Origin of the sequence: Emticicia sp. C21 (genome assembly GCF_003418935.1) — a bacterium.
Lineage (GTDB): Bacteria > Bacteroidota > Bacteroidia > Cytophagales > Spirosomataceae > Emticicia.
In genome coordinates this window covers 36,750-48,628 of the sequence record NZ_QVMT01000015.1, presented here as the reverse complement: position 1 = coordinate 48,628, position 11,879 = coordinate 36,750, and the positions used below count along the sequence as shown (strand labels likewise).

11 protein-coding genes are annotated in these 11,879 nt (G+C 37.0%); 7 read left to right on the top strand and 4 right to left on the bottom strand.

The window, feature by feature from the left end:
• Positions 1 to 131 precede the first annotated feature (131 nt).
• On the bottom strand, positions 132 to 1,019 hold the full coding sequence (locus D0T08_RS24295; protein ID WP_116985352.1) for a DUF2911 domain-containing protein: 888 nt from the start codon (positions 1,017 to 1,019) through the stop codon (positions 132 to 134).
• Positions 1,020 to 1,086: 67 nt separating this feature from the next.
• On the opposite strand from D0T08_RS24295, the gene D0T08_RS24290 reads away from it, so the two are divergent.
• Together D0T08_RS24290 and D0T08_RS24285 are read left to right on the top strand one after the other, a co-directional pair.
• On the top strand, positions 1,087 to 1,632 hold the full coding sequence (locus tag D0T08_RS24290; RefSeq protein ID WP_116985351.1) for an NUDIX hydrolase: 546 nt from the start codon (positions 1,087 to 1,089) through the stop codon (positions 1,630 to 1,632).
• Positions 1,632 to 2,504, top strand: coding sequence for a glycosyltransferase family 2 protein (locus tag D0T08_RS24285; protein ID WP_116985350.1), 873 nt, complete (start codon positions 1,632 to 1,634; stop codon positions 2,502 to 2,504). Before D0T08_RS24290 ends, D0T08_RS24285 begins: the two co-directional genes overlap by 1 nt.
• 182 nt (positions 2,505 to 2,686) lie before the next feature.
• Here the strand turns inward: D0T08_RS24285 and D0T08_RS24280 are convergent, their stop codons facing one another.
• The 3 genes from D0T08_RS24280 to mnmA all read right to left on the bottom strand — a co-directional run bounded on the left by D0T08_RS24280 (position 2,687) and on the right by mnmA (position 7,595).
• Positions 2,687 to 4,327: a S8 family serine peptidase gene (locus D0T08_RS24280; protein ID WP_116985349.1), complete on the bottom strand. Its 1,641-nt coding sequence runs from the start codon at positions 4,325 to 4,327 to the stop codon at positions 2,687 to 2,689.
• Positions 4,328 to 4,439: 112 nt separating this feature from the next.
• Positions 4,440 to 6,365 (bottom strand): 3-coathanger stack domain-containing protein, encoded by a 1,926-nt coding sequence (locus tag D0T08_RS24275; RefSeq protein WP_116985348.1) that lies wholly within the window; start codon positions 6,363 to 6,365, stop codon positions 4,440 to 4,442.
• Positions 6,366 to 6,491: 126 nt separating this feature from the next.
• The gene (mnmA, locus tag D0T08_RS24270) at positions 6,492 to 7,595 is read right to left on the bottom strand and encodes a tRNA 2-thiouridine(34) synthase MnmA (protein ID WP_116985347.1); all 1,104 of its coding nucleotides are present in this window, start codon (positions 7,593 to 7,595) and stop codon (positions 6,492 to 6,494) included.
• A gap of 126 nt (positions 7,596 to 7,721) precedes the next feature.
• Here mnmA and D0T08_RS24265 point away from each other — a divergent pair, with 126 nt between their 5' ends.
• From D0T08_RS24265 to D0T08_RS24245, 5 genes are all read left to right on the top strand, one after another.
• Positions 7,722 to 8,324, top strand: a complete 603-nt coding sequence (locus tag D0T08_RS24265; protein ID WP_116985346.1) for an N-(5'-phosphoribosyl)anthranilate isomerase — start codon at positions 7,722 to 7,724, stop codon at positions 8,322 to 8,324.
• A 286-nt stretch (positions 8,325 to 8,610) separates the two neighbouring features.
• Positions 8,611 to 8,832 (top strand): PspC domain-containing protein, encoded by a 222-nt coding sequence (locus tag D0T08_RS24260; protein WP_116985345.1) that lies wholly within the window; start codon positions 8,611 to 8,613, stop codon positions 8,830 to 8,832.
• 93 nt (positions 8,833 to 8,925) lie between these two features.
• Entirely contained in the window at positions 8,926 to 9,399 is a 474-nt protein-coding gene (locus D0T08_RS24255) for a PspC domain-containing protein (protein WP_116985344.1), read from the top strand.
• A gap of 116 nt (positions 9,400 to 9,515) precedes the next feature.
• Positions 9,516 to 10,520 (top strand): LiaI-LiaF-like domain-containing protein, encoded by a 1,005-nt coding sequence (locus D0T08_RS24250; RefSeq protein WP_116985343.1) that lies wholly within the window; start codon positions 9,516 to 9,518, stop codon positions 10,518 to 10,520.
• A gap of 84 nt (positions 10,521 to 10,604) precedes the next feature.
• Positions 10,605 to 11,813 (top strand): DUF4105 domain-containing protein, encoded by a 1,209-nt coding sequence (locus D0T08_RS24245; RefSeq protein WP_116985342.1) that lies wholly within the window; start codon positions 10,605 to 10,607, stop codon positions 11,811 to 11,813.
• Positions 11,814 to 11,879: the final 66 nt, after the last annotated feature.

Genomic DNA, 11,879 nt, shown 5'->3' with positions numbered 1-11,879 from the left:
GTAAATATGTTTTTCTCAAATAGTCTACAAATTTTTGTTGGCTTGAAACGTGATTTTTAATACTCCTGTAAAACAAAAGTCCCAAATGGCATGTATTCCATTTGGGACTTCATATTATATTTTAGTTGCTATTAGGCTTTCTTTTTCTTTGATTTTGCAGGAGTAGTAGCTGCAGGTGTCTCTACTGGTATTTTCGATTTCAAATCTGTGATACCTTTTTCAATACCATCTTTGAAGAAAGGATATACACCATCGCCATCACCTAAAGTTTGTGCTTTTAAAGCAAAGCCTAAAGCTTCTGAAGGTCTTCCTAATTTATCAAGGATTTGTGCTTTTACCCAGTTGTTACGGAAGTTTTCACGCAAAGCCAATGATTTGTCAACCAATGTTAAGGCTTTGTTTAAATCCATTCCTTTTGAAAGCATATACTCTGCTGCTTGTTGGAAAGCACCAGCGGCATCATTATTTTTTTGCGTCAAGGCACTTTCCATAGCAGCGACATTATCTACACCGATTGCCAGAGAAATTTTTGTTTTTTCCCAGGAGATATTCAGAGTAGCTGCGTCATCTTTTACATCAGAAAAATCAATTGTGAAAGATTCAACTGTTGGCACAGTTTGGGCCGGCGCTGTTACTCGTAGTACATCGTTTGATTGGCTATAGCTTTGCTCGTTGACATTCAGGTCTTTACTGAAAATAACTGTCCAGTTAGTAGCTGTAGGGATAGACATAATCGCATATTTACCTGCTTTCAATGTTTTTCCCTGAACGGTAATATCACTTGAAGTTTCAATCTTTGTAGAGGCGTTTGCACCTGTACGGTAAACTTTATCGAAAGGAATTAATTTTCCGAAAATCTCACGGCCTCTTAACATTGGGCGAGAATAATCGATTGAAATTTTTGTAGTACCCACTACCTGAGAAATCGTAGCACCAGGACTTGGAGCAGGTGCTACCTGAGCAAAAGCATAAGTTGCTGACAATAAACAACTTACAATAAGACATGCAATTTTTTTCATTTAATTGTGATATTTCGTTGTTTTAATAAACTAATTTTCGACGCAAATTAATAATAATTGTTGAAGTATGCACCGAAAAAAAATACTTGAATTACTTGATGCGCATATCTATGCCGATGTTTTTGAAGCAAACATGACCCAGGTGACAGAAGACTTCATAAATGCTCACCCGAACTGCTTTGATAGGGAGTTATTAATTGGACATGTAACAGGCTCAGCCTGGATTGTAGACAATTCCGGTAAGTTTGTTCTGCTAACGCATCATCGGAAACTTGATAGATGGCTCCAACCTGGTGGGCACTGCGATGGCGATAGCGATGTTTTAAGAGTTGCCTTAAAAGAAGCTATAGAGGAAACAGGAGTTCAGGATATTCAATCGGTTAATGAGTCTATATTTGATGTAGATGTGCATGAAATACCAGAAAGAAAAGGTATTCCGGCGCATCTTCATTATGATATACGTTTTTTATTCATAGCAGATAAAGCAATACCTTTAGTTATTACAGAAGAATCGAATGATTTAGCTTGGGTTGAATTAAGCAAAGTTGAAGAATTGAATAATGAAGATTCAGTGATGAGAATGGTTTGGAAAACAGGACAAATAACAATCTGATGAAAGTTACAGGATTTACCATAGTTCGAAATGCTATAAAATATGATTACCCTGCAGTTGAAGCCATTACTTCGGTATTGCCTTTATGTGATGAGTTTGTTGTAGCAGTAGGAAAATCAGATGACGACACATTGGCATTGATTCAATCAATCGATTCAGATAAAATAAGTATTATTGAAACTGTCTGGGATGAATCATTGAAAACGGGCGGGAGAGTTTTAGCTGTTGAGACTGATAAAGCTATTGCAGCAATTACACCAGATACTACCTGGGCATTTTATATCCAGTGTGATGAAGTAGTGCACGAAAAATATTACGAAAACATCCGACTGGCCATGCAACAATATGAACATGATATGGCTGTGGAGGGACTACTATTTAAATATACGCACTTCTACGGTTCTTTTAATTATGTAGCCGATTCAAGAAAATGGTATAGAAATGAGATAAGAATCATTAGAAACACAAAAAATGTAGCCTCATATCGTGATGCCCAAGGCTTCCGTAAATTGGATAATACTAAACTATATGTAAAGCCCATTGATGCTTACATTTATCATTATGGTTGGGTAAGACCGCCTCAAAAAATGGCAGAGAAAGTACGCAGTTTCCACACGCTTTGGCATACACAGGATGAGATTGATAAAATGCAATTGGATACCACAGATTTTGATTATTCAAAAATAGATTCGCTCCGAATTTTTGAGTATACGCACCCTAAAGTGATGCAGAAGCGCATCGAAAGTGCTTCATGGAATTTTAAATTTAATGTAGCTGAAAAAAAGTACAGCCTAAAAAACAAGGTTCTGTTTTTTATTGAGAAACTAACAGGTTGGAGAATTGGAGAGTATAAGAACTATAAAGTTATTTAATAATTGAGAGATTTAGCGGCCGTCACTGAAGTAAATAAGTGCTTAGTTAAAAGCAAGATAATCCAATAATTAAGTGGCTTAAAAATTATGTAAACTTATGATATGATGAACATTGTGGCTGAATGATTTTTACCACAATGTTCACGAATAGCGCAAAATTTCACGATTGAAATAAGCAAAAACTAGTTTCTTGCTACTTTAGTAGTGAAATTCAGGTTTTCAGAAGTGACTTTCAGAATGTAATTCGTTTGCCAATAGTCAACTTTTGTAGGTAGAGTAATAGTTTTATCGGTAGTAGTCTGCGACCAGATAATTTTACCCGTCATATCAACTAGTTTATATTCAAAACTTTGTCCGGCATCATCTTTTAATATCCAGACTTTCATGGGATCGCTTTGGCTATTAGATGGATTAGGAAATACTACTACATCTTTCCCTTGTTTTTTCAGGTTAGCAATTAGTTGATCCAACTCTGCTATTTCATAGGCCTTTTCAAAATCTGGAATCCCGTAGCCTATTCTATTATCCGGATTTTCATATTGACTTGCTGAACGTATCAGGTAATCTCGTACCTGCATATTGGTCAACTCAGGAAATGCCTGCCAGAAACTGGCGGCAAAACCTGCCATTAAAGGCGATGCGAATGAGGTACCATTGCTATACCCTATTGTATTTCCTGGTGTTCCTACTAAAGTACTTTGGCCTTGTGCTGCTAAATCAGGTTTAATTCTTCCATCTCCTGATGGACCATAAGAACTAAATGTAGCAACACTTCGATTGCTGGTTACAGCTCCAACGGCAATAATTGAATCGGCGTCGGCTGGTGTACCAACATACTTCCACGAACCATTGCCTTCATTTCCTGCTGAGGCCACTACAAGTATTCCGGTTTGTGCTGCCCAGTCAGCAGCTCTGGTGGCCAAGGCACGGTCACCATTCATATCAGCATATTTATAATTCTGCGCAGGATTATCAAAGGTAGAATAGCCTAATGAAGTGTTAATTACATCAACTCCAACGCTATCAGCCATTTCTGCACCAAAAAGCCAGTTAGCTTCTTCTCGTTTTGTCTCCGATGAAGTGTCTTCCGTACGCAACAGTAAATAACTTGCTTTATAGGCAGTTCCTACAATTTTGCCAATCTCATAAGCTGCCATACAAGACAACACGTTGGTACCATGTGTATGGTCGTTATAGACATTTAGCTCCCTATCAACAAAGTCGTAAGTACCTATAACTCTTTTATCGGTAAATAAATCTTTGAAGAAACTTAATTGATCTGCATTCTGAAAACCTGAATCTAATACCCCAATAAGCATTCCCTCACCTCTGAAACCTTTGGTATGCATTTTATCAGCACCCAACATGGCCAATTGAGTTTGTGAAAAGCCATTGTCTGTTACTTCTTCTGAATCAAATTTATTTCCTGGCCCTGAAGATTCACTTACTCCGCCTAAACGTGCACTTCTGATGTCTCCCGTTCCTTCTAAGCCTTTTACAAATGAAAATTTCAGTATTTGATTCAAGATAGCAGGTGTCGTTTCAATTAAGGCGGCATTCAGCCAGCGGGATTTATATAATACTTTCGCTCCCTTCTTGCTGATTTCAGTAAGATATGAAACATTCGGAGGTAAATCTCGCTCGGTAATAGCAATCTTTTGCTTGGCCCGGCGTTGAATAGAGCGATCTGAAAGAAATTGCTTAGGATTAGAAACTGAGTAAGTCGAGTTAGCCTTATCTTTAAACACCACAAGATATTGGTTCTGTGCAAAGACTGAGAAGTGGAGCAAAAGCAATAAAAATACAAGTAAATTCTTCTTCATAGATTATCCGGTAAATACTTCAAATATAACGCTTTAAGCGGTAATTTGTTACTTTTAAGAAAAAAAAAGTGCCAATCCTTTTGAGATTGACACTTTCCTAATATTTACTAAATTAATTACACCCTGGACTGATTTTAGTCTGAAAAACACTACCGGCTTCAACCTTAAAGCCTTGACTTAGCGTTATTGAATTTTCAGCAATGTATTTGGCAGATGCATTAATTGTTGTGGTGCCAATACTATTGGTGGCAGTAATGCTGTTTCTAGCTGTTTTTACAACCGGATTAAGCGGTGTTCCTGCTAAAATATTTTCACTCACTACTAAATCTATGTCATTTCCACAAGCTGTTACATTGACTACTATACTACTTATAGTTGTCGAACCATAAACATTGCAAGTGGCTGTATAGGTTATAGTACTTTGAGGAGTTACGTTTATACTTACACCAGACATACCGTTAGACCATGTGACAGACCCATAACAATCTCTGGTTATAAGATTTATTGTTTGCCCTTTGTTGATAGTTACAGGAGAATCTGTCTTATTTTTCAGCTTATACTTTACTAACCAGGAGTCATCACCACAATTGAAGCCAGTGCAATTAGTCAAATTCCAGGATGTTGAAGTTTTATCAAATCCTATATTAGACATAGACCGTCCTGTTAAAAAAAACTCATCTTCACTTATTAGTAAAAAATCACCTACACCTTCTCTTTTAGTTCCACCAATTCTTTTATTCCATTTTTTATTTCCTTCGGAATCAACCTTTACTATCCAGATATCTTGTACATACATATTATCAGTTGCATACATAGGTTCATTAATTTCACCTGAATTACTTGAATAGGTCTCGCAACCAACTATAAAACTATTATTTGGAAGCACCAAGCCTTTAACAAATTGCTCTGTCTGCAAACCTCCAAAAGTTCTATCCCAGATTTTATCTCCATTTTCATTAATTTTCACTACCCAGATATCTTCCCCTCCATAGGATTCTTTTGACTTGTCGCCACTTATGGGAGAAGAGGAAGTTCCTAATAAGTAATAAAAATTATCATTTGTTTTTAAAATTGCGTTTCCTACATCATATCCGCTCCCTCCAAAAGCCTTATCCCATACTTTATCACCGTTACCATCAATTTTCAGAACCCAATAATCATATCCACCTTTAGAAGGAGCCGACTTATTATTGGCAACACCTGAATCTGAGTATCCACTTACTATAACTCCGTTATCACTCGATTGTGCAATACAATAAACACTATCATATGAATCTCCGGTAAAGAACCGTTGCCAGAGCAAATCGCCGTTGATATTTATTTTTATAATTTGATAATCATAATTGTCTGACTGCCTTCTTGTGCCAGCCAATACAACGTTTCCATCAAGCGTTATTACCGCACCAGCTACGCCATCTCTGTCTGAAGAGCCGAAAGTTCTGTCCCAGAGTTTATTTCCGTTACCATCTATCTTAACCACCCATATATCTTCATAATCAGGATTGCCTAATCGTGGCGTTGTTTTATCTCTTCCTATATCAGAAATAGATGTACCAATTAGCATAAATTCGTTGTTGGGTAAAGCCAGAATTTCACTGGGAGACTCAAGAAAACCTCCACCATAGGTTTTTTCCCAGAGTTTGTTTCCATCCCTATCCACCTTTATCACCCAATAATCATCTGCATTGGTCGAAATTTTATTGCCAGACTTTAAGGAACCGGATGCGCAGAGTAAAATAAAATTACCATCGCTGGTTTTAGTTATACCTGCAACAGCCTCATCGTTGGATCCACCATAGATTTTGTCCCATACTTTAAATAACGTGTCTTTGTCTGCAATTGACATAACTGTTGAAATGGGTACCGGATTGCTAAGTGTATCTGGCACTATAAATGGCTTAGATGCACGATAGTGAATTGAGGTTTTATGAGGAAATCGTTTAAAATTTTTATTCGTAAAAGAATAGTCAGTATCAAACGCAAAACATAAACCAGAAAAAAAAGTAGAAATAGCTAATAGAGTAAAGGTCTTGAGCATGGGTTGGGTTGTCGATTAAAATTTAGTCGCAAAACAATTATTTAGATACAAAACTACCAATAATAAAAATAGGGACAAAACTCCTTTGAGTAATTTGTCCCTATCAATTAAAATATATATAAACTATTACTGTTTAAAGCTTTTCAAAATCCAGCCCCCTCCTACTACATCATCACCCTCATAAAATACTGCTGCCTGACCCGGCGCGATTCCTGTAACAGGTTCATAGAAAATAACTTTCATTTTTTCACCTTCCTGCACAATTTGCGCAGGCGAACCTTCATGTTTGTAACGCACTTTAGTAACTGTTTCTAAAGGTCTATCAATCAGGTTTTCGTATTTCTGCATTACCAATTTACCTACCATCATACCGTCTCTTTCAAGGTCTTTTTCTTCGCCCAATACCACTTCGTTAGTGTCTTTTCTGATTTCGGTCACAAAAACGGGTTTACCTAAAGCAATGCCTAGGCCTTTTCTCTGACCAATAGTATAAAACGGATAGCCTTCATGCTGACCAACTACTTTGCCGTCCTGCATCACAAAGTTACCACCTCTTACTCTATCTTCTAATCCCTCAACTCTGCGTTTTAAAAAGCCTCTGTAGTCATTATCCGGCACAAAACAGATTTCGTAGGATTCCGATTTATTTACCAGATCATAAAACCCTTTTTCAGTTGCCATAGCTCTGATTTCTGTTTTTTTCAGGTGTCCTAAAGGCAATTGTGTACGAGCAAGGCTTTCCTGAGATACTCCCCAAAGTACATAACTCTGGTCTTTCCAGGTATCAACACCTTTCGAAATAATATGTCGGCCATTTTCTTGTCTGATATTGGCATAGTGACCTGTGGCTATAAACTCGCAATCCAGTTTATCTGCTCTGCGTAAAAGCGCATCCCATTTAATATGAGTATTGCATAATACGCATGGATTAGGCGTACGACCTTCCAGATACTCTCCTGTGAAATGGTCAATTACATAATCACCAAATTCGTTTCTGATATCCAGAATATAATGGGGGAAACCTAAGTTTACGGCTATATTACGGGCATCGTTGATAGAATCAAGGCTACAGCAGCCTGTTTCTTTTTTATTGCCACCTGATGAAGCATAATCCCATGTTTTCATGGTCATACCAATTACTTCATATCCTTGCTCGTGAAGAAGAACAGCTGCAAGCGAGCTGTCAATACCGCCACTCATGGCAACTAAAATTCGTCCGTGTTTACTCATGTGTATAACTGTCGCAGATTCAAAGTCTGCCGTTTTAGTGAATTAATATGCAAAATTAGTCAACAGAATTTGATTCTGAATAGTTCTGAACTAATTTTGAGGCGCTTTTACAACATTATTTTTAGCATGGCACTTCAAACACTCGTTAAAGTAAGTAATATCACCAATTTATCTGATGCACGTTATTGTGCAGGTATGGGAGTAGAATTAGTGGGTTTTGTAATGGATAAGTTCTCTGATGACTATATGCCTGCTGAAAAACTGAAAGAAATTCAATCCTGGCTGGCAGGTGTACAGATTGTCGGAGAAACTCAATCATCAGATTATGATGAAATTGCTACACTACTTCAAACATACGAAATTGATATACTCCAGATTGCTGACCCTGCGCTCTTACCTAAAATAACTGCCTTAGGCAAACCAATTATTCTGAAACTAGATGCCGATAGCGCCTATATAGAAGATTATCTTAAACTCTATAATTCTTTTGTAAGCTATTTCCTGATTGACGGACAGGAATTGACAGATTTCCTCCTATATCACCTGAAAGAATATGCTTTTGATAACCCAGTAATTCTAGGGTTCGGGGTTAGTGCTAACAATGTTCATCAGATTCTCACTGAAACACCTATTAAAGGTATTGCCTTGAAAGGTTCTCAAGAAATACGCCCAGGTTATAAAGATTATGATGAATTGAGTGAGATTCTTGAACAATTGGAGGTTGATTAGCTACTATTTTTAAATTAAATTGATTCTAAGAATCATTAATTAATAATCTCTAATCAGGTTTTCATATTCATTATTTAAGCCTATATTCGCATCATACGCTATTTAAAAGGGGATTTTATGATTGAGCGATGATGAATCGTCATATAATTTATCCCTTTGACACTAAATTTTTCCATTCATGTAGTTTGCTATACATAGTACCGTCTTTTGCCTATATCTTTGTTTCATCAATCACAAAGCAGTGGTTGAAATAAAAGAAAAATTAAACATTTAAAATATTAAGAAAATGGAAAAGCGCTTGTATAGAATCAAAAGTAGTAAAATGTTAGGTGGTGTAGCTGCCGGTTTTGCTGAGTATTTCAATATAGATGTAACTTTGGTTAGGGTATTATTTGTGGTAGCTTTCTTTGCTCCTATTCCGGCCATTATTCCTTACATCATTTTGTGGGCCATTATGCCAACAAAAGAGTCAATGATGCCAACCAACAATATCGTAATCAACCCATAAATGGGTAAAAGATGAGGCGATTGATAGTGGTGTGAATTACTCAAAACATATAAACGAGGCAAACCTTAGGGTTTGCCTCCAAACAACAAAAAAATGGAAAAGAGACTTTATCGTATCAGACAAAACCAGACCTTAGGTGGAGTGGCACAAGGTTTAGCCGAATATTTTAACTTAGATGTAACACTTATTCGCGTACTTTTTGTATTATTATTTTTCACTCCGTTTCCATCAGGTTTAACTTATATTATCTTATGGATAGTATTACCTGTAAAGGACTCATACGGTTATGCCAACGTAACAATAAACGAAACTATTAATTCTGAAACCTCAAATTTTACAACTATGAGCAGTCGCAATCAAAACAACAATTTGGTTGGAGGAGCAATCCTTATCATTCTGGGTATTATTTTCTCTTTTAAAACTTTCTTTCACATTAACCTTTGGAGATACATCGGTCAGATGTGGCCTTTAGTATTGGTTGGTTTAGGTGTTTGGCTAATCGTGAGAGAACGTAAAGACGATAATTTCCCTAATTATCCGAAAAACGATATAGACACAAATCTTTGATAACCCCCACTTCCCTACCCTTTCTCGTTCAGGTTTAACCCAAAATGGGAAAGGGTTTTTATTACCCAAACGAACTAATCAGCAGGTAATAAAGGGAGTCCTAAACTCTTAAAACAATGGAAAAAAGAAGTAGTAATATTTTCTGGGGTGCTATCCTTATCGTGATTGGCTTCCTGTTCTTAGGCACAAATCTTGATTGGTTTGATTTAAACTGGACATTCGGCGGTATAGCCCGTTTCTGGCCACTTCTATTAATCGCGGCCGGTGTATTTGCCTTCCTGAATCGCAGACGGACTATTTATAATGCAACATCTGCCCTGTTAATTGCCTTTGCCATACCACTCGGAATTTTTACATGCGTTGACGATGGCGTAAATGATTGGAAAGATGATATGGAACATGACTGGCATGTTGATTTCGATGATGACGACGAAGATGACGATTATGACCATAATTCTCACTCAGATAGTTCAGACGGAAATGGCTACAAAAATTATTATTCTGTACCGCTTGCTACTGGTATTACCGAGACCAAATTAAAAATAGGTGGTGGTGCCGCCGAATTTGATTTAGAAGAATCAACCAATAATCTTTTCGAAGCATCTACTCACCTACAATACAGAAGTGGTTATGTTTTAACAGAAGATTTGACCAATGGTGTAAAAACCATTGAATTTGAGCAAAAGGGTAAAAAAGGGAATTTCCATTTCGACAGCGATGAAAATTTTGATAACGATGTAATTATCAAATTGAACAAAGCACCTATCTGGGATATTGATCTGGGCATTGGCGCCGGTGAAGTTGACTTCGATTTTAGTGATTATAAAGTCAAAAAACTGAACATGAACTCAGGTGCCGCTGATATTGATGTGAAATTAGGCGACAAAGTTGATAATGTAGACGTTGACATCAATTCGGGTGTAACCAGCGTAAAACTAAGTGTACCAGAAGGAGTAGGCTGTGAGTTAAGAATGGATGGCGCATTGAATTCAAAAGACCTTGATGGTTTTGATAAAGTTGGGGACGGCGTATGGCAAACACCAGGCTACGACAAAGCTACCAAGAAAATTAAGGTTGATGCTGATACAGGTTTATCATCTATCAAGATTGTACGTTACTAATATAATTTAATAGAATGAAATAAGCGCACAGGTTTTGAAACCTGTGCGCTTTTATTTTACCTTTGCAATAAAACACTATCCTGCATGAAAAGATACGTTCTGCTTATACTCTTTGCCTTTATATCTGTTTTTTCTAATGCTCAAACTCTTTCTCCCATGGCCACTGTCAGCTTACTGACAATCGCTCCCGGCGATGAATTGTATTCTACATTTGGGCACAGTGGTATCAGAATAAAAGACCCTATGCAAGGAATAGATGTTGTGTATAATTATGGTGCTTTTGATTTTGGTGCACAGGGCTTTTATATTAAATTTTTAAGGGGTACATTACCCTACAAAATAAGTTTGGTTGATTTTGAGATTGAATTGAATGGATATGGAAAATATCCCGGATGGAATCAGGAAAAAAGATTGGTACAGGAACAGGTTTTAAATCTTTCTGGCAAACAAAAACAAGATGTTAGTGATTTTCTTGCAAAAAACTATTTACCGGAAAACAGAGAATATGCCTATAAATTCTTTTATGATAACTGTTCAAGCCGTTTGAGAGATGTCTTGAAAACGGTTTGTGGCGATAGTTTAAGCTTTCAGAGCAATTTACATGCTGACAGCAGTTATCGCCAATGGATAGATGTATACGCTAGAAAGAACAACAAACTATGGGCAGATTTCGGAATGGATTTGGCAATAGGACAACCCTCGGATTGTGTTACAGGCCCAGATAGTGCAATGTTTTTGCCCGATAATCTCCGCGATGCATTTGATAAAGCTAAAATCAAAAGAAATGGAGTCTGGCAACCGCTGGTGTCTCAAAAACTCGATGTCAACCCCGAAGTTCTCAACGACGTAGTAAAAGAAAAAGAAGCTATCACACCAAATATGCTCTTCTGGGGGCTTTTTATATTGACTGGCGGACTAACTTTTCTACAATTGAAAAAAGATAATAGCAACTTCTTATTTGATAAGATTTTGTTTTCAATAACGGGTATTGTAGGTTGGCTCATCGTTTTCTTATGGTTCTTTACCAATCATGGGGTTACAGAATATAATTTGAACATCATCTGGGCTTATCCTCTGTTATTTCCGATTGCCTTACTAATTAAAAAAGGTACCTCTCGCACCTGGCTAGCTAAACATTTTCTGGCTTACGGAATTATTCAAATATTATTTCTTTTGAGCTGGGCATTTTTGCCGCAAGAAATTAATTATTCTTTGATTCCTGTCGTATTGACTTTAACAATGAGGTCTTTCTTTGTGTGGTGGAGATTGAGAAATAAGTTGAGTACGTTTTAATTGTCAATTGCCGATAAAATCAAAAGGCCAAATCGTTGAGATTTGGCTTTTTGATTTTATAAACCC